The organism is Halorubrum californiense DSM 19288 (assembly GCF_000336875.1).
Taxonomy (GTDB): domain Archaea; phylum Halobacteriota; class Halobacteria; order Halobacteriales; family Haloferacaceae; genus Halorubrum; species Halorubrum californiense.
On the sequence record NZ_AOJK01000040.1, the window covers coordinates 25,849 to 48,223 of the forward strand.

A 22,375-nucleotide genomic window follows, 5' to 3' on the forward strand; every position below is an offset into this window, starting at 1 on the left:
CGTGTGCGGGTCTGCGGGGGATAGCGAAGGGAGTGCGCTCGACGGCCGCCTCAGTCGTCGGCGGGCGCGGGGTCGGAGACGGGCGCGTCGACGTCGCGGTCGGTCGCCTCCCCCTCGACATCGAAGGGGTACTCGCCGGTGACGCAGCCGAGACACAGGTCCGCGCGGCTCTCGCCGACGGCGTCGGCGACCGCGTCGATGGAGAGGTACGACAGCGAGTCCGCGCCGACCTCCTCGCGGATCTCCTCGGTCGAGGCGTCGGCGGCGATCAGCTCCTCGCGCGTCGCCATGTCGATGCCGAAGTAGCAGGGCGCGAGGATCGGCGGCGCGCCGATCCGGAGGTGGACCTCCTCGGCGCCCGCCTCGCGCACGAGCTCGACGAGCTGGGTCGAGGTCGTCCCGCGGACGATGGAGTCGTCGATAATGGTCACCGACTTCCCCTCCACCGTCGAGCGGATCGGGTTCAGCTTCAGCCGGACCGCGCGCTCGCGCTCGTCCTGCGTCGGCATGATGAACGTCCGCCCGACGTACCGGTTCTTCATCAGCCCCTCGGCGAACTCCACGCCGCCGTCGTCGGCCGCCCGCGGCTCGCCGTCGGCGGTGGTCTCGCCCGCGGCGTCCGCGTAGCCGGAGGCGAACGCGCGCCCCGAGTCGGGGACGGGCATGACCACGTCGGACTCGACGCCGGACTCCTCCCAGAGCTTCCGGCCGAGCGAGCGGCGCACCTCGTACACGAGGTTCTCGTCGATGACGGAGTCGGGCCGGGCGAAGTAGACGTGTTCGAAGAAGCAGTGGGCGGTCGACTCGCGCTCGACCAGCTGATACGTGTCGTACCCCGTGCCGTCGGGGTCGAGGACGACGAGTTCTCCGGGGCGGACGTCGCGGATAAGCTCCCCGTCGAGCGTGTCGATGGCGGCCGACTCGCTGGCGAGGACGTAGCCGCCGTCGATCTTTCCGAGACACAGCGGGCGATTCCCGAGCGGGTCGCGGACGCCCAGCACGGTGTCGTCGTGGGTGATCGCCAGCGAGTAGGAGCCGTGGATGCGGTTCATCGTGTGTTTGACCGCCCGCACGAGGTCCTCTTCGAGGAGATTGCGGGCGAGGTCGTGGGCGATCACCTCGGTGTCGCCGTCGGAGGTGAACGCGTGGCCGGCCGCGGCGAGTTCCTCGCGCACCTCGTCGGCGTTGACGAGGTTGCCGTTGTGCGAGAGCCCGAGCGAGCCGGACTTGAAGGAGACAGAGAACGGCTGCGCGCAGCTCTTGTCGAGGCTGCCGGCCGTCGGGTAGCGCACGTGCCCGATGCCGGTGCCGCCCGACAGCGACGCGAGGTCCCCCTCCTCGAACGCGTCGCCGACGAGGCCGCGCTCGACGTGGCTGTGCTGCTGGAACCCGTCGTGCGTGACGATCCCGGCCGACTCCTGGCCGCGGTGTTGGAGCGCGTACAGCGCGTAGTACAGCGGTCGCGCGGCCTCCCGGTCCTCGAGCGAGACGCCGACGACGCCGCACTTCTCTCGCGGTTCGTCGCCGCCGTAGTCCCCACCGGCGTTCATGTACGCGAGGGTCGGGCGGGCGGCGATAAAAATCCTCGTGTTCGTGGCGTATCAGTCCCCTTCTCGCCCCGATTTATGCGTGATCGTGGATATTAGTCGGTGCGTATCGCCGCGCGGTCACGCGGTCTCCTCGCCGCCGACGAACTCGTCCAGCCGCGCGAAGTACTCCTCGCGCGGGACCTGATACGCGCCCCGGTAGTCCACCTCGCCCGCCGCGAACCGCTCCGCGACGTCGACCGCGCCGGCCGCGCCCGCCTCGCGGCTCTCGTACGTCTCCGAGACCGCCTCGATCTCTGGCTCCAAGAAGCAGACGACGTGCCACTCCTCGGTCGCGTACTGGCCCGATCCGGGCCGAGCGTTCCGGGCGCCGTTCGTCAGGTAGATCGTCGGCAGACACTCGTTCGGGAGGTCGCCGCTCCCGAAGACGTCGGGGCGGTAGACGAGGATGGCCCGCCCGCTGGGCTCCTCGTTCCACACCCGCCACCCCTCCGGCAGCGATTCGAAGGCCATGCGCATCCTCCGTCTCGGAGGCTTGAAAACGTCGCGCTCGGGGGAGGAGAGTCGTTCCGCGGTCGACGGCGGGCCTCAATTGATGCCGGGTCTCAATCGACGGTGGGCCTCAGTCGACGATGTCCGACCCGCCCGGCGGGAGGAACTCCTGTAGCTGGTCGGCGCTCGCGACCTTGCGCACGAACGACTGGTCCGCGAACCGCTCTTTCAGGTTTCGGTAGGCCATCATCGCGGCGTCGTTCTGCGCGTACATTCCCGGTTCGAAGGTGATGTGGGCGGCCGCGCGGTCGACGATGGCCGACGGCGGCCCGCCGATGGCGCGGGTGATCGGCTCGCACTGGACGCCGACGGCGATCCGGCAGGGCACGTCCTCGAAGTAGGTGCGGTCGCCGCGGATCACGAAGCTCCCCTTCTCGATGTACTCGCCGCTCTCGGGGGTCTTCGACACCTGATCGGGCTCGACCATGTACGCGTCGCCCGCGCCGCGGCCGTCCTTCCAGTCCGACGAGTACGAGACCGCGAACTGCGCGGCCTCCCGGAGGGTCTCCTCGGAGAAGTCGACCGGGTCGGCCGACTCGGAGGGGCCCGACGCCTTCAGGATCGTCACCGGTCCCCCGTGCGCCTGCGTGTGGAAGAACCGGTCGTGTTTGCTCATGTACTTCTTCACCAGCTCCTCGTTCTGGTCGGCGTTGCGCCCGCCGATCACGAGGTAGCCCGTCGAGGTGCGGAACCAGCGGAACCGCTCGAACCAGTCGTCCGGGCTCCGGATCGGGATCGAGGACCGCGAGAGCCAGTCCGTCTCGTACTCTTCCTCGTCGTCCTCGCCCCCGTCGTCGCCACCGCTCCCGTCGTCGGCCGCCTGCTGCTCCTCCCACTCGGCTTTTCGCTCCTTGACGGCCTCCAGCTCCTCGCGGGTCGACTCGATCGCCTCCTTCGCGCCGGCCTTCTTCTCCTCGACGCGTTTGGCCTCCCGGTAGAGGCGGTCGGCGTTGACCTCCACGCCCTCGCTCGCGTCGAGTTCGACCGTCACCGTCCCCTCGCCGTCGCCCTCCTCGTCGAGTTCGACCGTCACCGTCCCCTCGCCGCCGTCGACGTCGACGACGGCCGCCGCAGCAGGAATTCCCCGCTCCGCGCCGGCGTCGAGCGTCGCCGCGATCTCGTCCCACGGCACCTCGTTCTCGCGGGCCTCCCGCACCGTCGAGAGCACCTCGTCGACGAGGTCGTAGTGCGCGTACAGCAGCTCCGCGCGCTCCCGCTCCGCCTGCGCCTGCTCCTCGAACCCCTCGATCGCGCCCAACTGCTGTTCGATGATCCGCTCCTGTTTGGCGATCTCCTCCTCGAAGTCGGGCCGCGAGGCCCCCGCGTCCGCGGGCGCTTCGCCCTCGTCGGTCTCCTCGTTCCCGAGCCGGTAGAAGTACTCGTCGACGGCAGCGTTGAACGTATCGAAGCCGACGCTCGGGAGGCCCTCGTGCTCCGCGAGCGGGAAGGGCGTCACGTCGACCACGCGGGGGTCGCGCTCGTCGGTTTCGTCGCCTCCGTCGCCCTCGACCGACTCCTCGTACACCCGGGGGTCGACGTCACCAGAGCGGAGCCGCTCGTCGAGTCGGGAGAGCGCGTCGTGGAGCGCGCCGAGCTGGTCGTCGGTCGCCTCCTCGATGGGGGTCTCCTTCGGCACGCCCGCCCGGGTACACACCTCCTCCGCGTAGAGCCCGCCGAGGTTCAGCTGGGTGGCGAGCGTCCGCACCACGTCGCTGTCCGACTCGCGCATGTGGCGGTCGAACCCGCCGCGGCTCACGGTGAGGGGGTTGAGCCGCGAGGCGGGGTACTCGTACTGCGAGCCGGGGGCGACGGTGCGGGACTTGAGCCGGACCGTCGACAGCGCGCCGATCACCTCGCCCGTCTCGTCGAGCGCGGCGACGTTCCCCTGCCCGAACAGCTCGGCGACGAGCGTGGTGTTCTGGTCCTCGCGCTCGAACTCGAAGGTGAGGATGCGGTCGAACTCGTACTGCTCGACGCCTGCGAAGTCGGCGCCCGACAGCCGGTTCCGGAGCATCTTCGCGAAGTTCGGCGGCCGGCCGGGCGCGTCCGCGACGTTGTCCGGGTCGGCGGCGTGCGCGCGCTTCACGTCGCCCACCTCGATCATCAGCTCGACGCGGCCGCGGTCGAAGTCGCGCAGCTTCAGCCGGAGCAGGTCGTCGTCGTAGAGGTACGCCTTGTCGACCTTCGCGCCCTCGTACCGATTCAGCTCGGTGACGAGCGCGGCGAGGTCGATGCTCGACAGCTCCCGCTTCTGGTCCATACTCGAAAGAGACCGGCGGGCCGGAAAAGGCGTGTCGTTGTGCGGACGGGCGGCCGCGGGACGTCACGCGGAACCGGTCAGATCCGCTTCGACACGTACGGCCCGTCCTGTCGGTAGCCGAGCTTGTTGCGGTAGTACTCGCGAGCGCCGATGCCGGAGATGACCGCGACCTTGTCGTAGCCGGCCTCGCGAGACAGTTCCTCCGCGCGTTCGAGGAGCTTCGTCCCGTACCCCTGATGCTGCCAGTCGCCGTCGCCGCCGATGCCGACCTCGTTGCCGTACACGTGGAGCTCGCGGACCAGCGCGGCGTCCTCGAGTTCGGGACGGATCGGGTCGCTCTCGGTGCCGGGCGCGCCCGGCTGGTCGGGCGCGAACGAGGGGAATCGGAGCCGACAGAAGCCGACGAGGAGGTCGCGGACGGGATCCTCGAAGGAGATGAAGTGTTCCGTGCCGCCGCCGGCCTCGTAGGTGAGGACGTCCATCTCGACGTCGTCCGGGTCCGGGTCGGCGTCGTTGTGCCCGACCTCCCGGGCGCGGATGTCCCGCTGGACGATCCCCTTCTCCTCGGCGCGCTGGGCCGCGAGCTGGCGGAGGTTCGACTTCTGCACGCCGGCGTCGATGAAGTCCGCGGGGATGTCTCGCTGGACGCGCTGGAGCCGCGTGTACTTCGGAATGTGGTCCATCACGTCGGCGACGAGGTCGGCCGCCTCCTCGCTGGTGAGCGGGTCGAAGTCGTCGCGCCGCCAGCGGTCGTACACGCGCGTCCCCTCGACGACGAGCGTGGGATATATCTTCAGGTAGTCGGGCCGCCAGTCGGGGTTCTCGAACAGCTGCCGGAAGTCCTCCAAGCACATCTCGCGGGTCATCCCCGGCTGCCCCGGCATCATGTGGAAGCCGATCTTGAACGCGGCGTCGCGCAGGCGGCGGTTGGCGTTCCGGCTCGCCTCGTTACCGTGGCCGCGGTGCATCTCGCGGTTGATCCGCTCGTAGGTGGTCTGGACGCCGACCTCCACCTTCGTCCCGCCCAGATCGAGCATCCGGTCGATCTGCTCGGGGTCGCACCAGTCTGGCTTCGTCTCGAAGGTGGTGCCGATGTTGCGGATCGGGTTCGTCTCGTTCTCGGCGATCACGTCTTCGAGGTACTCGAACTCGGTTTCTTCGGGGCTCGGAGCGAACGACTCGCCCTCGGCGGGCTCCGCCTCCTTGTCGAGGTCATAGTCGTTCATCGCCTGGAGCGCGCGCTTCACGAACCACTCCTGGTAGTCGTGCGAGCGCGCGGTCATCGTCCCGCCCATGAGGATGAGCTCCACCTTGTCGACCGGGTGGCCGATCTTTCGGAGCTGTTCGAGGCGGAGGGTGACCTGCCCGTACGGGTCGTAGTCGTTCTGTTCGCCGCGCGCGGCGGCGGGCTCGTGGCCCGTGTACGACTGCGCCGAGGAGAACTCGGAGGCCGGCCCGCCGGGACAGTAGAGGCACTTCCCGTGCGGGCACAGCTCCGGCGAGGTCATGATCGCCACGGGGGAGACGCCCGAGGCGGTCCGGACCGGTTTGCGCTGGACAACCTCGATCACGTCGTCCCGGTGCTCGGTAGGCGCGTGGTCGAGGATCTCGGTGTTCTTCGGCACCTTCGGGGAGCCGAACTCCGAGCAGGCGTCGAGCTTGGCGCGTTCGAGGTCGTCGCGCTCGATCTCGCCGTCGAGGATGCGCTCGACGAGGTGTTCACAGGTGCGGACGAACGCCTCGGGGAGATCGTCGCCGTCGCCCTCGCTACCGGCGGCCTCGTCGGACTCGGCGTCGCCCGCCGCGTCGGTACTCATTACGCTCCGATCGACGGGTTTCGGAGTTAAGCGTGTCGCACCCGGGAAACCGGCCGGTTTTAGGTCGCCACGCGCGTAGCCGCCGCCGTGCTACGGAAGGACCTCCTGCGCGTCTCCCGAGCGGGCGGCGGCTACCGCCCGCAGTTCACGGGGCGGGAACACCGCCCGCTCGCGGCCCGCGTCCTCGGGACGTTCGAGTCGCACGTGGGCGAGCGCCGCGGCGACCTCGACGACGCGCTGGCGGACCTGGAGGCCGACGCCGCGGGGCGGAACGGGGACTTCAAGCTGGTCCGCGGGCTCGCCGCCCTCGTCGAGCGCGAGTGCGAGTTCGAGACGCGCGCCGCGGTCCCGCCGCGTCGCGCCCGGCGGGCCGCGTTCGAGGCCGCGGAGGCGGTCGGCGTCGCGAGCGAGGCGGAACGAGAGACCGCGATAGATCGGGCGGCCGACGCGCTCGGGATCGACTCCGGGGACGTCGAGGCGTCGCTGTACGCCGACCGCGACGTCGAGCAGAGACTCGCCGACGCCGACGTGCGCTGGGACCCGAACGCCCTGCTGGAGCAGTACGACCTCTCCTTGGCCCAGACCGCTCTCTTCGACGCCACCGAGGTTCGGGTGCGGTCGAACGACCCGAAGCGGCTCGTCTCCGCCGTCAAGCGCCTCCGGCTGATGTACGAGTTGGAAAAGACGCCGGAGGGCCGCGAACTCGTCGTCACGGGCCCCGACGCGCTCTTCTCGCGCACTCGGCGGTACGGGACCGCGTTCGCCAGACTGCTCCGGACCGTCGCGGAGTCCGCCGACTGGGAGCTGACAGCGACGATAGACGACCGCGGCCGCGAGCGCACGATGCGCCTCTCCGACGGCGACGTGGCGGTGCCGGACGTGGAGCCGGTCGCGGAGCCCGACTTCGACAGCGGGGTCGAGGCCGACTTCGCCGGCCGGTTCCACGGGCTCGACCTCGACTGGACGCTCGTCCGCGAGCCGGAGCCGCTCGAAACCGGCGCGAGCGTCATGATCCCGGACTTCGCGTTCGACTACGACCACGCAGACTTCCGACTCTTCTTCGAGGTGATGGGTTTCTGGACGCCCGAGTACGTCGAAAAGAAGCTCGGACAGCTCGCCGACGTGGAGGACGTGGACCTCCTCGTCGCCGTCGACGAGAGCCTCGGCGTCGGCGAGGAGATAGCCGCGCGCGACCACCGCGTCGTCACCTACTCGGGGACGGTCCGCGTGAAAGACGTCGTCGACGTACTCCGCGAGTACGAGGCCGAGTTCGTCGCGGACGCGGCCGCGTCGCTCCCGGACGCCTTCGAACCGGCCGACGACGTGCTCACCCTGCGCGAGCTCGCGGACCGACACGGCGTGAGCGAGGCGGCCGTGGAGGACGGGGCGTTCCCCGACCACGAGCTCGTCGGCCGCACGCTCGTCAGGCCGTCGGTGTTGGCGCGGATCGACGACGAGGTCGACGACGGGGCGGCGCTGTCCGCGGCCGAGGCGACGCTGGACGAGTACGGCGTCGACGACGCGAGCGCGACCCTCTCGGCGCTCGGCTACCGGGTCGAGTGGGAGGGGCTCGGCGGCGGGACGGTGCGACGGAAGGAGTAGTCCGCGGTTCGCGAATTACTCGTCGGTGACATTGGAGATGGGTATATATATTGTACCCGAACATTTTCGCAACCGGGGATACCAATGGTCACGAACATCCAAACGCAGCTGTTGGGCAGAGACGTATCGTTCCCGGTCGAGGAGTCGCGCTTCGGCTATTGGCTCGTCGTCTTGCGCCTGATCGTCGGGTGGTGGTTCCTCCACGCGGGACTCGACAAGTTCCTCGCGTGGCCGTTCGACGCGAGCTGGTTCGTCGGCGGCGCGGCGGCGCAGACGAGCCTCGGCCCGGTGGTCACGCTGTTCTCCGACGGAATCTTGCTGTCGTTCACCAATATCATGGTTCCCTTGGGACAGACGCTGATCGGGCTGGGGCTGATCGTCGGCGCCCTGACGCGGCTGGCCGCGTTCTTCGGCGCGTTCCTGATGACGTTCTTCTACTTCATCAACGGCGAGACCGGCGGCTGGGCCCACGGCGTGATCACCGGGGACCTGCTCGGGCTGCTGATCTTCGCGATGATCGCGACGCTCGGGGCCGGGCGCGTGCTCGGCGTCGACGCCTACCTCGCGAAGACGTCGTTCGTCAGGGACCACCCGCGGCTGCGGTACTTCATCGGCTAACGAGGTGACAACACATGAGCCAACCCACTACAATGGAACGAGTCGGACTGTACGGCGGCGGCGCGCTCATCCTGATCGGCACGGTCGGGATGGGCCTGCTGGAGATAATCGCAGGAGCGCCGCACCCGGTGTCGGGAGAGGGACAGGTCGTCCACGAGACGCTGATAAGCCTCAGCGTTCGGTCGTACACCATCCTGTTGGGGCTGCTGCTGCTCGCGGCGTACGGCGTCACCAACCTCGTGACGAAACCGCCGGAAGACACGTCGATCTGACCCGCAGGGACCGTCGGAGCGCCGCCGGAACGCGGCGCTCCCACGACTGACATTTTACCGACCCCCGGGACGGCCGCTCACTCCACGACCGGCAGGTCCGCCCGGCTCCCCTTCGGGACCACCGAGCGCAGTTCGTCGTAGAGGTACAGCCCGACCCCGATCGGGACCGGCTCGCCGGCGACCTCGTGGGTCGCGATCAGGTAGCCCCAGTCGCCGTCCCACTCGGGGAGGTCCTGGTCTTCCCCCGCCGCGAACCGGGCCGCCTGCGCCGGGTCCAGTTCGATCACGTTCTCCGTCGCGTGACGGCCGAACCGCGAGGCCGCCCTGCCGGTCGGTTTCCAGTGCTCCTGACGCGTGCGCAGGAAGGTCATCCCGATCGCCTCCACCTCGCTGGGGTCGGTCGCCTCGCCGTTGAAGATCCAGATCTTCCCCGCGCCCTTCTCCCAGAAGGAGTACTCCGCGAACACCTCGGAGTCGATCCCGAACCGCTCTTCCCACCAGTCGAGGACTTCCTCGCGGCTCGCGCGCCCCTCCACCCCGCGGTCGGCCGGCGTCTCGGGGAGCCGGTCGAAGCGCTGGCCGTCGTTCGTGTGGGCCTCGCCCGTCCCCCCGTCGGTGCCGTCGCTCACGCGCCCCCCCCGCCGTCGGTCGCGGCGTCGCCGGTCTCGTCGCTCGCCGCGCCGCCGACCCGCAGTTTCGCACAGAAGAACCCGCCCGTGTCGTTGCGGTGCGGGTAGATACGCTTCGCGCGCGTCACCGACTCGTCGTACGTCTCCCCCTCCCACTCGGTCACGCCGGGATCGGTGTCGAGCGGCAGGTCGAATTCGACCAGTTCGCAGTCCTCGTTCGCGAGGACGTGGTCGAGGACCGCCTCGTTCTCCTCGGGCGCGAACGTACAGGTCGAGTAGACGACCACGCCGCCCGGGCGGGTCGCTTGGACGGCTCGCGCCAAGACGCCCTTCTGGATGCCCGCGACCGCGTGGACGTGGTCGAGCGTCCACTGGTCGAGGACGTCCGGGTTCTTGCGGCACGTGCCCTCACAGGAGCAGGGGGCGTCGACCAGCGCGCGGTCGAACTCGTCGAACGCCAGCGGCTTCGTCGAGAAGTTGCGCGCGTCCTGGTTCGTGACGATCGCGTTCGTGATCCCGAGGCGCTCGGCGTTGTGGCGGAGCGCGGAGAGGCGGCCGAGGTTGTTGTCGTTGGCGACGACCGTCCCCTCGTCGTCCATCGCGTCCGCGATCTGGGTCGTCTTGCTGCCGGGCGCCGCGCAGGCGTCCCAGACGCGCTCGCCGGGGCGCGGGGCGAGCGCGAGCGTCGGCAGCACGGACACCTCCTCCTGCCCGTGGGTCCAGCCGTGGACGTACGGCCAGTTGCCGCCGGGGTTCCCCTCGGGGAGCCGGAAGAGGCCGTCGTGCCAGTCGACGGGGTCGTAGGCGACGCCCCCCTCGTCGAACGCCTCGCGGACGCGGGCCGGCGTCGCGGCGATGCCGTTCGTGCGCACGACCGAGGGGAGTGGCCGGTCGCACGCCGCCCGGAACGCGTCGACGTCGTCGACGAGCGACTCGTATCGGTCGAGCGGATTCATGGCTCCCCTTTCGGGTCGGCCCGTTAGACCGTTTCGGGACGCGAGCGGCCTCCCGGGCGCCGCACCTTTAGGTCGGCCCCCGGCGTAGGAGCGCGCATGGCCCGCATCTCCGTCCTCGACGACGACGTCGCGCTGGACGAGCCGACGCTGATCGAGGGGTTCCCCGGCGTCGGCCTCGTCGGCAAGATCGCGACCGACCACCTGATCGACGCCCACGAGATGACCCACTACGCGAACGTCCACTGCGACGGACTGCCGCCGGTGACCGTCTATCGGGAGTCCGAGACGGCCGCGACGACGCCCGTGCGGCTGTATGCGGACACCGAGAACGACCTCGTCGCGCTCCGCAGCGACGTGCCCGTGAACCCGGGCGCGGCGACGGAGGTCGCGGCGTGTCTCGGCTCGTGGTTCGACGAGGCCGACCTGTTCCCGATCTTCCTGTCGGGGATCGGCCGCGAGAAGGACGAGGCGCCCCCGGAGCTGTACGGGATCGCGACCGGTGACGGCGGCGAGGCGCTCGGGCGCGCCGAAGTGTCCGAGCCGTCCGAGTCGGGCCTCGTCTCGGGTCCGACGGGAGCGATGCTCGCGGCCGCGCTGGAGGACGGCCGCGACGCGGTCGGGCTCGTCGTCGAGTCCGACCCGCAGTTCCCCGACCCCGAGGCGGCGCGAGTACTCATCGCCGACGGCATCGACGCGATCGCCGAGATCGAGACGCCGACCGACGGGCTCGTCGAGCAGGCGACGGAGATCCGGAGCGCGAAGCGGCAGCTCGCCGAGCAGATGCGACAGGCGACCGAGGAGAGCTCGCAGGCCGAACCGCTGAAGATGTTCCAGTAGGCTCGCGGCCCGGTCCGTCGCCCCCGGGCGGGCGCGCTAGCTGTCGGCCGACCCGCCCGCGCCGTCGCGCTCCAGTTCGTCGAGGATCGGCCGGTACTTCAGCTGGACCTCGTCCCACTCGCGGTCGGGGTCGGAGTCGGAGACGACGCCGACGCCCGCGAACAGCGTCGCGCGCCGGCGGCTCGCGACGGCCGAGCGGATCGCGACCGCGAACGCGCCGTTGCCCGCGGCGTCGATCCAGCCGACCGGCGCGGCGTACCAGCCGCGGTCGAACGGCTCCGTCTCGCGGATCGTCGCCAGCGCGCGGTCCGGCAGGAGCCCGCCGACCGCTGGGGTGGGATGGAGCGCCTCGACGAGTTCGAGGACGTGGCGGTCCGCGTCGAGCTCGGCGGTGATCGGCGTGTGGAGGTGTTGGACCGTCGCGAGCCGGCGAACGCGGCGGTCGGCGGCTGAGATGGAGGCCGCGAACGGTTCCAGCTGATCGCGGACGGTCTCCGCGACGAGCTCGTGTTCGTGGACGTTCTTCTCGTCGTCGAGCAGTTCCTCCGCGAGCCACTCGTCCTCGGACGGGGTCTCGCCGCGGCCGGTCGTGCCGGCGAGCGCGTCCGTCTCGACGGTCCGACCGCGCAGCGAGACCAGCCGCTCGGGCGTGGCGCCGAAGAAGGCGCTCTCGCCGGCGGCCGGCTCGAACCAGTAGCGGTGGCAGTCCGGGTATTTCTCGGCGAGGCGTTCGAGCGTCGGCGCCCGGGGGAAGTCGGCCGCGAGGTCGGCCTCCAGCGCCTGCGCTAACACCACCTTCTGAAGATCGCCGTCGCGGATCCGGTCGACCGCGGCACCGACGCTGTCGCGCCACGCCTCGCGGCTCGTCGTCCGGCGGCTCTCGCGGATTCCCGGGCGGGGCGGCCGAGAGCCGGCCGCGTCCCCGGAGTCGTGCCGGTCGAGTGTGTCGAACCGCTCGACCTCGCGCGCCAGTCGGTCCTCGACGGCGGACGCGTCGGCGTCGGCTCCGACCGCGTTGACGGTGAGCCACGCGCCGTTGTCCGCGACCGTCAGCTGGACCCGCGGCAACACGAACCGGGCCTCAGGGAACGGCCCCCACGGGTCCCCGTCGCAGGCGCCCTCGTGGAAGGCGAACCCCCCGAAGACGCGGGGTCGGGCCGCCTCGGTACCCGCGTGGACGTCGCCCGACTCGAACAGCTCCGTCGCCGCGTCGCGGATCGCCGCGAACCGGTCGTCGCCCTCGGCGGTGAGCGTCGCCGCCGCGCCGCCGCCGACCACCAGGGCGTCGTCGGGCGCACTCCACGTCGTGCGCGGCGACGGGAGCGCGTCGAACACCGCCGCGAACGCCGGCTCGTCGACCGCCGTGGTCCGGCTGACCAGCGGCGGCGACGACCGAGGGCGCGCCCGTTCCATGCGTATCGAGTCGGGGCCGTGGACCCTTTATCCTGACTATCGGGGCGGAGCGGACGGGGAAAATCAGCGCGGCGGTCCGGCGGTCAGCTGTAGCGCTCCTCGTTCCACGGGTTCGCCGTGTCGCTGTACCCCCGCTTCTCCCAGTAGCCGAGCTCGGGCTCGGTGAGGAACTCGACGCCCGAGACCCACTTCGCGCCCTTGTACGCGTACCTGTGCGGCGTGACGACCCGGATCGGCCCGCCGTGGTCGGCCGGGAGGTCGTCGCCGTCGAAGCCGTACGCGAGCTGGACGCCCGGCTTCGTACACTCGTCGAACGGGAGATCGGTGGTGTAGCCGTCGAGCGAGTGGAACATCACGTGTTCCGCGTCGTCCCGGACGCCCGCGAGCTCGGCTAGGTCCGCGAACTCGACGCCGGTGAACTCGCAGTCGAACTTGCTCCACCCCGTCACGCAGTGGAAGTCCTGCCGTTGGGTGACGGTCGGGAGGTCATGGAACTCGTCGAGCGAGAAGGAGCGCGGCTCATCGACGGCACCCCACACCTCGAGTTCGAACGTCTCCGGGTCCCAAGCGGGAGTTCCGCTCTTCGAGAGGACGGGGAACCCGTCGGTCTCGCGCTGCCCCGGCGGGAGCCGGTCGTCGCCGTACTCGCGGTAGAGGTCGGTGAGGTCCTCGACGGCGTCGACGCCGGATTCGGTCATGCGGCTCGGTTCGTCCCGGACCGACGTATGAATGTCGCTCTCGGAGACTGGCGGCCCGGGGCGACCGGAGACCAGCAGGACGGGCCGACTCTCGACGTTGGCGCCGTCGAGAGGAACGTCGATGGCGACCGGTTCGCGATTTCCAAATAGCAGCTCGAATCATCGAAAACGAATTTTTGTGTCATCGTTTTGCGTTTTCACATCCGCGGATCTCCGACGCCAATTTTATATACGCCATGCCACAAGAGCCGGACAGCAAATGCCCCGAGTGAAGATAACCGTGCCGGAGCATCTGGAGATGCAGATCGCCCAGATGGTCGAGGAGGGGGAGTTCCTCAACCGCGAGGAGGCGGTCGAGGAGCTGCTATCGACTGGCATCAAGGCGTACAAGACGAGCGGCCCGCGAGACGACGACGACTCCAACGGGTTCGAAGACGAGGGGATGATGGGCCACGAAGACGAGTACGTCTTCTGAGCGAACGACCGTTTTGCTGCGGCTCGGCGGCCCGGAACCGTGCGTACCGCCCTCAACAACCCTTATAGGGCCAACAACCCGTATCCGTGGGTATGCACAAGGACGAGCTGCTCGAACTTCACGAACAGATGGTGACGATCATGGAGCACTTCCGCGCGCAGGAGACCGTCGACGGCTCGCTGTTCGACCCCTACGACGAGCTCGAGGTCGACCCCTCGCACGTCCACAAGTCGAAGAGCGAGCACAAACACGCCGTGTTCGTCCTCGGCAACGCCCTCGCGAACGCGATGAGCGAGGACGAGTTCTCCCCCGCCGGCCGCGTCGGCAAGCGGATGGAGGAGCTCGCCGACGACGCCGAAAATAAGATCTGAGGCGGAGCGCTCCGACCGTCGACCGAGCCGCGCTCTCGCTTTCGCCCCCGACGCGTCGCTCCGGACCCCCGTATTGATGTGTTCGCGGCCCCGTCGAAGCAGACATGATCGCGGAGGCGCTGACGTCGGACGCCCTTCACCTCGCCGTCGGCGGCGTCGGTGTCGTCGTCGCGCTCGCCGCGGTGTACCTCGTGGACCGCCCGAGCGGCGGCTGGACGCGGGCGCTCCGCTCGCGGCTCCTCCTCGGCGTCCCGTGGGGAACGCTCGTCGTGATCGCCGGCGTGATCGGGGTGTACCTGTTCGTCCAGTCCGGGATCGATAACCCGTACCGACCGGTCGTGATCCCGTTCCGGTCGTGGTCGTACTTCTACCCGGAGGGGCTCCTCTGGTCCAGCTTCGCGCACTCCAGCCGCGGGCACATCACCGGGAACCTCCTCTCCGCGCTCGTCGCCGGCGGCCTCGCGGAGTACGCGTACGGCCACTTCCCCGAGGGACGCGACGTCGACGACGCGGACCGGATCGCCGTCCGCCTCCGGAAGCTGCCCGAGCGGATCAGCGCGCTCCCGAGCCGGGCGGCCGCCGTCGACTCCCCGGGTGAGAATCCCTACGTGCGGGCGTTCCTGATCGTCCCCGGCGCCGCGGTCGCGTTCGGGCTCTGCTCGGCGTTGTTCGCGCTGGGGCCGGTGATCGGCTTCTCCGTCGTCGTGTTCGGCTACTGGGGGTTCGCGCTCGTCTCTCGCCCCGTCGCGGCGGTCGTCGCGATGGCCGGGACGAGGTTCGTCGGCGTCCTCTACGACGCCCTCCGGGTCCCGGTGGCGTTCGCCGAGGCGTCTCCCTCCTACGGGGTGCCGGGATGGGCGAACGTCGCGATCCAGGGGCACGCGCTCGGGCTGATCGGCGGCGCGCTCGTCGCGGTCGTCCTCCTTCGCCGTCGCGCCCGGCGATCGAACGGTGAAGGGCCCGACCCGGACGCGGAGCCGGACGCGACTGCGGGACGGTGGCGGTACCACCCGGTTGCGACCCGGGCGAGCGAGGGGTCTCGGACGGACGCGACGGAGCGGTCCGCGCTGCTCGTCTTCGGCGCGCTGCTGCTGTTCGGCGCCTCGCGTCGGCTGTGGGCGGTGTACTGGTACCTCGGGAACGAGCGGTACGAGCTGTACCGCGCGGTCGGCGTCGGGCTGCTCGCGCTCCTCGCCGCCATCGTCACCGTCGCGGCCGTCTCGCGCGACGACCCCCTGTGGCCGACCCGGGCGGTCCCGGAGCCGGAGACGATCCGAGGGGGGATCCGGTCGGCGACGCCGGCGGCGGTCGGACTCCTCCTGCTCGTCGCGGCGCTGGCGGTCGTCGCCGGCCCGGGCGTCGTCCCGAACCTCGTCGCGGTCGACGACGGCGACCTCCCGGGGGACCCGATCGAGGTGGAGGGGTATCAGGTGACCTACGCCGAGAACGTGGAGAACCAGCTCGTGGGCGTCGTCGACGTGGAGGCGTTCGGGCGCTCGACGTCGGTCAACACCTCGGGGGTGATCGTCAGCGACCCGGACCGCGAGATATGGACGACCGCGGTCTCGAAGGGGAGCCTCGCGTTCTGGGGGTACCGCGCGGTCGACGTGGGGGGAACGGGCTGGCGCGAGACCGTCTGGGTCCAGCGGGTCGGCTGGGTCGCCGCGAACGGCGGCCCGGCGTACCGAGTCGACGCGGTCAGAAACGAGACCAGGCGGACGCTGTTCACCAGCGAACCCGCGCGGGCCGAGCCCCGGATCGACGGCCGCAGCGTCGTCGTCGCGGCCGCGCCCGACGGGTTCGAGCTGACGGTGGTCGGCGGGAGCGGCAACAACGTCACGGCCGCGCTCCCGGCCGCGAACGAGTCGGTGACGGTGCGAGGGCTCACGTTCGTTCGCGAGGGCGACGCCGTGTTCGCGGAGCGCGGCGAGACGCGGGTGCGGATCGCACAGCGGGAGCGCTACGAGGGGCGGCAGTAGTCGGGATCAGTCGGTGGACGAGCGCAGTTACGGCGCGTCACTCCCACTCGATCCGGTACACTTCGGTGTCGATCTCACGCGACTCGTCGGTGTGGTGATCGAACTGCGCGTCGATCCGGAACTCGGCCGCGAACGCGTGGGTCACCTCGCCGCCCTCGTCGGCGGCGAACGCCTCGACGAACTCCTGACTGCCGGCGTTGTGGACCGAGTAGGAGACGGCCGCGAGGTCGCTCGCGACGGCGAGGAACGCCCGGTCAGCGTTGCGGTTGCCGTCCTGCGCGCCGAACGGGGGATTCATCACGACCGTCGCGGGCTCAGCGACGGCGAGCGGCGGGCGCGTGGCGTCGCCGCGGACCCAGTGGACCGGCGCGCTGGCGGCGACGCGGCGCTCGTTGGCCCGGGCGGTCGCGAGCGCGCCGCCGTCGAGTTCGAGGCCGACGACGCGAGCGGGACCGCGCAGTGCGGCGGCGAGCGCGAGCATTCCCGTACCTGCCCCGAGGTCGATCACCGTCCGGCCGTCGACGTCGCCGTGGAGGTCCGCGAGGTGGACGACGTGGGCGGCCAGCTCCGGTGGCGTCGGGTACTGTTCGAGGGCCGCGTCGGGACGTTCGAAGCCGGCGACGACGCCGAGCTTCGTCGCGAGCGACCGCTTCGTCGCCATGGGTCAGGCGGTGCCGTCGTCCCCGACGCGCTCGAACTCGACCCCCTCGCGGTCGGCGCGCTCGGCGAGCGCCGCGAGCGCGGTACCGACCTCCTCGCACGCCTCGCCGTCGACGCTGACCTCGATCCGACCGGCGCCGAGGAACGACGCCGCGCGGACGAGGTCGCGCAGCCGGTCGGCCTCGCGCTGGCACGCGAGCGTGCTCTCGGCGTCGAAGTCCGCCTCGGTCGCGACCGCGGCGGGCTGGTAGCCGCGGGCCGCGAGCCCGCGCTTGAGGTCGCGGAGGTGTTCGGGGGCGGTGCTGTCGAGGTCCGCCGCGTCGATGACGACGGGGTCGACGTCGGCGGGACGACAGCCGCGCAGCGCGCGTTCGATGCCGGACGAGGCGGTAGTACTCATACGAACCCATTGGCAAGAGTTATACAAAAGTCTTTATAGATGTTTCATAGTAATATAAAGGGCGGTGCGCACGGCACACTCCGGCGGTGAGTCCGATCGCACGTCGGTGTGACTGCTGTCGGGATCGGCGGGTCAAAACGCCGTATTCCGACCTCGGATCACAGTCACGTTTCGTGCGTCGTGACGGGTAGCGTCGAGGGCGGGTCAAGACCGTCGACGAGCCGGCTTATATTCCCGATTCAATCGGTAGAAGGGCCTTGAAGCCCGAAAAACGGATATGAGATCGAAGCGAGAACGATCAGGATCGATGGTAGACGTGGACAAGGCTTAAATACGCAACTGACCACAAACCTTTTAATGGAACGTCCGAGCCGCCAGCGGCAACAGGAGCGGGACACGGAGCAGGAAACGGACGAATCGACGGTCTCCTGTCCGGAATGCGACTCGGAGAACATCGTCACCGACGCCGATCAAGAGCTCGTCTGCGAGGACTGCGGGCTCGTCTTGGACGAGCGGAACATCGACCGCGGGCCGGAGTGGCGCGCGTTCAACCACAACGAGCGGCAGTCGAAGTCGCGCGTCGGCGCCCCGATCACGGAGACGATGCACGACAAGGGGCTGACGACGACGATCGACTGGAAGGACAAGGACGCCTACGGGCGGTCGCTCTCCTCCGAGAAGCGGTCGCAGATGCACCGCCTGCGCAAGTGGCAAGAGCGGATCCGGACCAAGGACGCGGGCGAGCGCAACCTCCAGTTCGCGCTCTCGGAGATCGACCGCATGGCGTCGGCGCTCGGCGTCCCGCGGTCGGTACGCGAGGTCGCGTCCGTCATCTATCGACGCGCGCTCAACGAGGACCTGATCCGCGGCCGCTCAATCGAGGGCGTCTCCACCGCGGCCCTGTACGCCGCCTGCCGACAGGAGGGGATCCCCCGCAGCCTCGACGAGGTCGCGGACGTCTCGCGGGTCCCGCAGAAGGAGATCGGTCGGACCTACCGGTACATCTCCCAAGAGTTGGGGCTGGAGCTGAAGCCGGTCGACCCCAAGCAGTTCGTCCCGCGGTTCGCGTCCTCCCTCCAGCTCTCCGAAGAGGTCCAGTCGAAGGCGACCGAGATAATCGACGTCTCCGCCGAGCAGGGCCTCCTCTCCGGGAAGTCACCGACCGGCTTCGCGGCGGCGGCCATCTACGCGGCGTCGCTGCTCTGTAACGAGAAGAAGACCCAGCGCGAGGTCGCCGACGTCGCGCAGGTCACCGAGGTCACCATCCGGAACCGGTATCAGGAGCAGATCGAAGCGATGGGCTTCCGGTAGGACGAGCAGACGGTCGAGCGGCGGTGTCCGCTCCGTACCGGAGTTCGAGATAGTTGATCGGGTTTTTAATCGATACCCGCTGTACTACGGAGTGAGATGTACTCGGAGATCCTCGTTCCAACCGACGGCGGCCCGGCCTCGGAATCCGCGATCGAACACGCGATCGACCTCGCGGACCAGTACGGCGCTCGTCTCCACGCGCTGTACGTCGTCGACGGCGGGGCGTACTCCAGCCTGGAGGCGGGCGCGGAGATCGTCGTCGAGGCGCTCGAATCGGAGGGCGAGGAGGCGACGGGCCGCGTGGCGGACGCCGCCGCGGACACCGGCGTCGAGTGCGTGACCAGCGTGACGTCGGGAACGGCCTACCAGTCGATCCACGACTACGTCGACGAACACGCCATCGACGTCGTGGTGATGGGGACGCACGGCCGGAAGGGGCTCGACCGCTACCTGCTCGGGAGCGTCACCGAGCGGGTCGTCCGCACCTCGGACGTCCCGGTGTTGACCGTGCGACAGCCGACGGATGAGTAACCGCACCGTTCCCGGCGGACGCGGGTGACACCGATGCGGGACTGGCTGTCTCACCGCGTGGTCTCGTCGCCGAACGACACCGCCCTCGTCCGCGCCGAGGACGGCGAGGCGTGGAGCTACACCGACCTCGACCGACTCGTCGCCGAGACGGCGGGTCGGCTCGTCGCACACGGGCTCGGGGAGGGCGACCGGATCGGCGTGCTCACGCCCCCGTACGTGGGCACCGTCGGCCTCGTCCACGCGACGATGCGGATCGGGGCGACGTTCGTGCCGCTGAGTCAGGAGCTGACATCGCGCGAGATCGCGGCGCGGATCGACCGGACCGACCTCGACGCGGTCGTCTGCGCGGAGCCGACCGAGTCGACGGCGACGGACGCGGCGTCGCAGATCGAGGGCGTCCCCGTCTACTCCGTCGACGATCCGACGGGCGCGGACGTAACCGGGATCCACGACGTCGACCCGGCGTCGCTCGACCCCCCGGAGTGGGAGTTCGCGGACCCGCTCTGCGTGCTGTTTACTTCTGGGACCACCGGCGAACCCAAGCCCGTCCCACTGACCGCGGGCAACGTGTACAGCTCCGCGGTCGCCTCCGCGTTCCGCCTCGGCGTCGAGGCCGACGACCGATGGCTGGTGTCCCTGTCGCTCCACCACATGGGCGGGCTCGCGCCGGTGTACCGGTCGGTGCTGTACGGGACGACGCTCGTGTTGCGCGAGGGGTTCGACGCGGGCGGTACCGCCGACGACATCGACGCGTACGACGTGACCGGCGTCTCGCTCGTCCCGACGATGCTCCGGCGGATGCTCGACCGACGCGGGACGCTGTCGGACTCGCTCCGCGTGGTCCTGCTCGGGGGTGCGCCAGCGCCGGCGGAGCTGATAGAGCGGTGCCGCGACTACTCGGTCCCCGTCTACCCGACGTACGGGATGACGGAGGCCGCCTCGCAGATCACGACCGCGACGTCGCGACAGACCAGAGACCGGATCGGGACGGTCGGCAGGCCGCTCTTCGGCACCGACGTGACGGTCGTCGACGACGACGGCGACCCGGTCGAGCCGGGCGACACCGGCGAAATCGTCGTGAGGGGACCGACGATCACGCCGGGGTACCTCGCCGAGAACGGGAACGACTCCACGGAGGACGTCGACGACGCCCGCGCGTCTTCCTCCGACGCGGTCGACCTGAACGGGATCGATCCCGAGCGCCTCGATCGGTCCGACTTCGGCCCCCACGGACTCCACACGGGCGACGTCGGACGGTTCGACGAGGACGGCTACCTCCACGTGCTCAACCGCGTCGACGACCGAATCATCAGCGGCGGCGAGAACGTCGAGCCCGGGGAGGTGGCTGACGTGCTCCGTGAGTACGCCGAGGTCGACGACGTGGCGGTGGTCGGGCTCGACGACGAGGTGTGGGGCGAGCGCGTCGCGGCGCTCGTGGCCGTCGGCGACCGGCTCTCGTCGGTGTCGACCGATACCGCCGGCGACGACGGCCGGTTGGAGACGGACCTCTCGGAGACCGATTCCGGAGGGAGAGACCCCGAGGAAGACGGCGCTGAGGGGACCACCCCGGAGGACGAGACCGCGGATTCGGCGGTCGAGGCCGGCGGCGTCGGTCCCCCGCCGATCGACGAGGCGGCGTTCGTCGACTTCGCCCGCGACCGGCTCGCGCGGTTCAAGATCCCGAAGACGGTCGCCTACGTCGAGGAACTCCCCCGGACCGTCTCCGGAACGGTCGACAGGGAGGCGACGCGGACACTCCTCCGGGAGCACGGCGCGGACCCGCGGGAGAGCGTCGACGCGGACCTCGAAACGGCGGGATTCGAGCCAGCCGACCCGGCCGAACCGCCGGCCGAGTCCGAGTCGCAACCGGACGCGGAGATCCCAGACGCCGAGACGACGGGCGACGGCGGAGGCGGCTCGACCGGGAACGCCGACGCGGCCGACGCCGTTGCCGACGAGGTCACCGACGCAGACACCGACGAAGTCGACATCGTCGACGCCGACGAGGTGGCCTCGGAGTCGGGCGACGACGACGCGGACGGCGAGGACGGTGGGAGAGACGCGGACGGCGGGGGCGGTGGGGACGATGCGGACGATGGGGGCGACACGGACGCCTCCGACACCACAGATACCGCTGAGACCGACGATTCCGACGGCGACGGCGACGACGAGGAAGACGCCTGAGAGCCGATCCGCCGCCGCGAGCGACAGATAAATTTGCCCGACGTTCTTCGTTGTTCCACCGGAGTTTTGTCGGCAGGGTCCCGACCGTTGTTATGGAGCTGCTAGACGACAGCATCGTGCCGGAGCGCGCGCGAGACGTCAAACAGGAGGCCCGCGAGTTCGCCGACGAGTACATCGCCCCGAACGCCGAGTCGTACTACGAGACGGGCGACTACCCGTGGGAGGTGCTCGAAGCGGGGATGGACGCCGGGCTCGTCGCGCAGGACATCGGCGAGGAGTACGGCGGCAAGGGGTTCGACCTCGCGCAGGTGCTCGCCATCGCGGAGGAGTTCTACCGCGCGGACGCCGGCATCGCGCTCACCCTCCAGCTCGCCAGCTTCGGCGCGGAGATGGTCGAAGACTACGGAACTGACGAACAGAAGGAGGAGTACCTCCGCCCGGTCGCCGAGAACGACCAGATCTCCGGGCTCGCGGTCTCCGAGCCGCAGACCGGCTCGGACCTCGCGGGGATGACGACGAAGGCCGAGAAGGTGGAAGGGGGCTACGAGCTCACCGGCGAGAAGTACTGGGTCGGCAACGCGGTCGAGGCCGACTGGCTCACGGTGTACGCCAAGACCGGCGAGAGCGACGACCGCTACTCTAACTACACGCTATTCATCGTCGAGACGGACTCGGACGGCTACGAGGCCGAACACATCCCCGAGAAGATGGGGATGCGCGCGTCGAAGCAGGGACACATCGTCTTCGAGGACTGCTTCGTCCCCGAGGAGAACGTCGTCGGCAGCGAGGGCGGCGGCTTCTACGTCCTCGCGGACTTCTTCAACCACGGCCGGGTCATCGTCGGGGGGCACGGGCTCGGCCTCGCGGCCGCGGCCATCGAGGAGGCGGAGGCGTTCATCGACGAGCGCGAGGCGTTCGGCCGCACCATCGACGACTTCCAGGCCGTCCAGCACACCATCTCGGACATGCGGATCGGGTTCGAGTCGGCGCGCGCGCTGAACTGGCGCGCCTGCGAGAAGGTCGCGAACGGGAAAGACGCCGGCTACTGGGCCGCGCTGGCGAAGACGAAGTCGACGGAGGTCGCCACCGACTGCGCCGAGAAGGGGATGAAGCTCCACGGCGGCCGCTCGATTCTCACCGACCGCCGGATCGCCCGCGTCTACCGCGACGTGCGCATCCCGGTGATCTACGAGGGCGCGAACGACATCCAGCGCAACCTCATCTACCGGCAGTCGCGGTGAGCTGTTCCTGCCGGTAGGAGCC

21 protein-coding genes are annotated in these 22,375 nt (G+C 70.0%); 11 read left to right on the forward strand and 10 right to left on the reverse strand.

The window, feature by feature from the left end; genetic code table 11:
• Window positions 1-50: 50 nt before the first annotated feature.
• The 4 genes from purF to C463_RS08370 form a co-directional block, all read right to left on the reverse strand.
• The gene (gene purF, locus C463_RS08355) at window positions 51-1,550 is read right to left on the reverse strand and encodes an amidophosphoribosyltransferase (RefSeq protein ID WP_008442733.1); all 1,500 of its coding nucleotides are present in this window, start codon (window positions 1,548-1,550) and stop codon (window positions 51-53) included.
• Between the two features lie 117 nt (window positions 1,551-1,667).
• Window positions 1,668-2,060, reverse strand: a complete 393-nt coding sequence (locus C463_RS08360) for a DUF5820 family protein (protein WP_008442735.1) — start codon at window positions 2,058-2,060, stop codon at window positions 1,668-1,670.
• Between the two features lie 109 nt (window positions 2,061-2,169).
• A complete protein-coding gene (rqcH, locus tag C463_RS08365; RefSeq protein ID WP_008442737.1) occupies window positions 2,170-4,359 on the reverse strand; it encodes a ribosome rescue protein RqcH in 2,190 nt (729 codons plus the stop codon).
• A 77-nt stretch (window positions 4,360-4,436) separates the two neighbouring features.
• On the reverse strand, window positions 4,437-6,176 hold the full coding sequence (locus C463_RS08370; RefSeq protein ID WP_008442738.1) for a tRNA uridine(34) 5-carboxymethylaminomethyl modification radical SAM/GNAT enzyme Elp3: 1,740 nt from the start codon (window positions 6,174-6,176) through the stop codon (window positions 4,437-4,439).
• 87 nt (window positions 6,177-6,263) lie between these two features.
• Here C463_RS08370 and C463_RS08375 point away from each other — a divergent pair, with 87 nt between their 5' ends.
• From C463_RS08375 to C463_RS08385, 3 genes are all read left to right on the forward strand, one after another.
• Window positions 6,264-7,778, forward strand: coding sequence for a DUF790 family protein (locus tag C463_RS08375; RefSeq protein WP_008442740.1), 1,515 nt, complete (start codon window positions 6,264-6,266; stop codon window positions 7,776-7,778).
• A gap of 84 nt (window positions 7,779-7,862) precedes the next feature.
• Window positions 7,863-8,396, forward strand: coding sequence for a DoxX family protein (locus C463_RS08380; RefSeq protein ID WP_008442741.1), 534 nt, complete (start codon window positions 7,863-7,865; stop codon window positions 8,394-8,396).
• 14 nt (window positions 8,397-8,410) lie between these two features.
• The gene (locus C463_RS08385; protein WP_239638869.1) at window positions 8,411-8,668 is read left to right on the forward strand and encodes a hypothetical protein; all 258 of its coding nucleotides are present in this window, start codon (window positions 8,411-8,413) and stop codon (window positions 8,666-8,668) included.
• A gap of 77 nt (window positions 8,669-8,745) precedes the next feature.
• Here C463_RS08385 and C463_RS08390 read toward each other — a convergent pair whose 3' ends face one another.
• Window positions 8,746-9,297, reverse strand: a complete 552-nt coding sequence (locus C463_RS08390) for a DUF7122 family protein (RefSeq protein WP_008442743.1) — start codon at window positions 9,295-9,297, stop codon at window positions 8,746-8,748.
• Window positions 9,294-10,253: an RsmB/NOP family class I SAM-dependent RNA methyltransferase gene (locus C463_RS08395; protein WP_008442744.1), complete on the reverse strand. Its 960-nt coding sequence runs from the start codon at window positions 10,251-10,253 to the stop codon at window positions 9,294-9,296. The genes C463_RS08390 and C463_RS08395 overlap by 4 nt, the downstream gene beginning before the upstream one ends.
• A gap of 96 nt (window positions 10,254-10,349) precedes the next feature.
• Here C463_RS08395 and C463_RS08400 point away from each other — a divergent pair, with 96 nt between their 5' ends.
• Window positions 10,350-11,090, forward strand: coding sequence for a proteasome assembly chaperone family protein (locus C463_RS08400; protein WP_008442745.1), 741 nt, complete (start codon window positions 10,350-10,352; stop codon window positions 11,088-11,090).
• 36 nt (window positions 11,091-11,126) lie between these two features.
• Here the strand turns inward: C463_RS08400 and C463_RS08405 are convergent, their stop codons facing one another.
• Window positions 11,127-12,503 carry an isochorismate synthase gene (locus C463_RS08405; protein WP_008442747.1) on the reverse strand — a complete coding sequence of 459 codons (1,377 nt, stop codon included), beginning with the start codon at window positions 12,501-12,503 and terminating at the stop codon, window positions 11,127-11,129.
• A gap of 83 nt (window positions 12,504-12,586) precedes the next feature.
• Window positions 12,587-13,201, reverse strand: coding sequence for a sulfite oxidase-like oxidoreductase (locus C463_RS08410; RefSeq protein WP_008442748.1), 615 nt, complete (start codon window positions 13,199-13,201; stop codon window positions 12,587-12,589).
• Window positions 13,202-13,460: 259 nt separating this feature from the next.
• Between C463_RS08410 and C463_RS08415 the strand changes: the two genes are divergently transcribed.
• The 3 genes from C463_RS08415 to C463_RS08425 all read left to right on the forward strand — a co-directional run bounded on the left by C463_RS08415 (window position 13,461) and on the right by C463_RS08425 (window position 16,026).
• The gene (locus C463_RS08415) at window positions 13,461-13,676 is read left to right on the forward strand and encodes a ribbon-helix-helix domain-containing protein (protein ID WP_004598554.1); all 216 of its coding nucleotides are present in this window, start codon (window positions 13,461-13,463) and stop codon (window positions 13,674-13,676) included.
• A gap of 92 nt (window positions 13,677-13,768) precedes the next feature.
• A complete protein-coding gene (locus tag C463_RS08420) occupies window positions 13,769-14,047 on the forward strand; it encodes a UPF0058 family protein (protein ID WP_008442749.1) in 279 nt (92 codons plus the stop codon).
• Between the two features lie 104 nt (window positions 14,048-14,151).
• On the forward strand, window positions 14,152-16,026 hold the full coding sequence (locus C463_RS08425) for a rhomboid family intramembrane serine protease (protein WP_008442750.1): 1,875 nt from the start codon (window positions 14,152-14,154) through the stop codon (window positions 16,024-16,026).
• A 37-nt stretch (window positions 16,027-16,063) separates the two neighbouring features.
• Here C463_RS08425 and C463_RS08430 read toward each other — a convergent pair whose 3' ends face one another.
• Both C463_RS08430 and C463_RS08435 read right to left on the reverse strand, forming a co-directional pair.
• Window positions 16,064-16,687, reverse strand: coding sequence for an METTL5 family protein (locus C463_RS08430; RefSeq protein WP_008442751.1), 624 nt, complete (start codon window positions 16,685-16,687; stop codon window positions 16,064-16,066).
• 3 nt (window positions 16,688-16,690) lie between these two features.
• The gene (locus tag C463_RS08435; RefSeq protein ID WP_008442752.1) at window positions 16,691-17,086 is read right to left on the reverse strand and encodes a hypothetical protein; all 396 of its coding nucleotides are present in this window, start codon (window positions 17,084-17,086) and stop codon (window positions 16,691-16,693) included.
• Window positions 17,087-17,443: 357 nt separating this feature from the next.
• Here C463_RS08435 and C463_RS08440 point away from each other — a divergent pair, with 357 nt between their 5' ends.
• From C463_RS08440 to C463_RS08455, 4 genes are all read left to right on the forward strand, one after another.
• Window positions 17,444-18,397 (forward strand): transcription initiation factor IIB, encoded by a 954-nt coding sequence (locus C463_RS08440; RefSeq protein ID WP_004598548.1) that lies wholly within the window; start codon window positions 17,444-17,446, stop codon window positions 18,395-18,397.
• 96 nt (window positions 18,398-18,493) lie between these two features.
• Entirely contained in the window at window positions 18,494-18,928 is a 435-nt protein-coding gene (locus C463_RS08445) for a universal stress protein (RefSeq protein ID WP_008442753.1), read from the forward strand.
• A 33-nt stretch (window positions 18,929-18,961) separates the two neighbouring features.
• Window positions 18,962-21,112: a class I adenylate-forming enzyme family protein gene (locus tag C463_RS08450; RefSeq protein ID WP_008442754.1), complete on the forward strand. Its 2,151-nt coding sequence runs from the start codon at window positions 18,962-18,964 to the stop codon at window positions 21,110-21,112.
• Window positions 21,113-21,204: 92 nt separating this feature from the next.
• A complete protein-coding gene (locus C463_RS08455) occupies window positions 21,205-22,353 on the forward strand; it encodes an acyl-CoA dehydrogenase family protein (RefSeq protein WP_008442755.1) in 1,149 nt (382 codons plus the stop codon).
• The last annotated feature ends 22 nt before the right edge of the window (window positions 22,354-22,375 follow it).

Bases quoted from the DNA above. Each gene is read 5' to 3' on its own strand.
- C463_RS08440 (WP_004598548.1), top strand. From the start codon at position 17,444: ATGGAACGTCCGAGCCGCCAGCGGCAACAGGAGCGGGACACGGAGCAG.
- C463_RS08410 (WP_008442748.1), bottom strand. From the start codon at position 13,201: ATGACCGAATCCGGCGTCGACGCCGTCGAGGACCTCACCGACCTCTAC.
- C463_RS08425 (WP_008442750.1), top strand. From the start codon at position 14,152: ATGATCGCGGAGGCGCTGACGTCGGACGCCCTTCACCTCGCCGTCGGC.
- C463_RS08415 (WP_004598554.1), top strand. From the start codon at position 13,461: ATGCCCCGAGTGAAGATAACCGTGCCGGAGCATCTGGAGATGCAGATC.
- C463_RS08360 (WP_008442735.1), bottom strand. From the start codon at position 2,060: ATGGCCTTCGAATCGCTGCCGGAGGGGTGGCGGGTGTGGAACGAGGAG.
- C463_RS08435 (WP_008442752.1), bottom strand. From the start codon at position 17,086: ATGAGTACTACCGCCTCGTCCGGCATCGAACGCGCGCTGCGCGGCTGT.
- C463_RS08380 (WP_008442741.1), top strand. From the start codon at position 7,863: ATGGTCACGAACATCCAAACGCAGCTGTTGGGCAGAGACGTATCGTTC.
- C463_RS08400 (WP_008442745.1), top strand. From the start codon at position 10,350: ATGGCCCGCATCTCCGTCCTCGACGACGACGTCGCGCTGGACGAGCCG.
- purF (WP_008442733.1), bottom strand. From the start codon at position 1,550: ATGAACGCCGGTGGGGACTACGGCGGCGACGAACCGCGAGAGAAGTGC.
- C463_RS08385 (WP_239638869.1), top strand. From the start codon at position 8,411: ATGAGCCAACCCACTACAATGGAACGAGTCGGACTGTACGGCGGCGGC.
- C463_RS08450 (WP_008442754.1), top strand. From the start codon at position 18,962: ATGCGGGACTGGCTGTCTCACCGCGTGGTCTCGTCGCCGAACGACACC.
- C463_RS08370 (WP_008442738.1), bottom strand. From the start codon at position 6,176: ATGAGTACCGACGCGGCGGGCGACGCCGAGTCCGACGAGGCCGCCGGT.
- C463_RS08430 (WP_008442751.1), bottom strand. From the start codon at position 16,687: ATGGCGACGAAGCGGTCGCTCGCGACGAAGCTCGGCGTCGTCGCCGGC.
- C463_RS08445 (WP_008442753.1), top strand. From the start codon at position 18,494: ATGTACTCGGAGATCCTCGTTCCAACCGACGGCGGCCCGGCCTCGGAA.
- C463_RS08420 (WP_008442749.1), top strand. From the start codon at position 13,769: ATGCACAAGGACGAGCTGCTCGAACTTCACGAACAGATGGTGACGATC.
- C463_RS08395 (WP_008442744.1), bottom strand. From the start codon at position 10,253: ATGAATCCGCTCGACCGATACGAGTCGCTCGTCGACGACGTCGACGCG.
- C463_RS08405 (WP_008442747.1), bottom strand. From the start codon at position 12,503: ATGGAACGGGCGCGCCCTCGGTCGTCGCCGCCGCTGGTCAGCCGGACC.
- C463_RS08455 (WP_008442755.1), top strand. From the start codon at position 21,205: ATGGAGCTGCTAGACGACAGCATCGTGCCGGAGCGCGCGCGAGACGTC.
- rqcH (WP_008442737.1), bottom strand. From the start codon at position 4,359: ATGGACCAGAAGCGGGAGCTGTCGAGCATCGACCTCGCCGCGCTCGTC.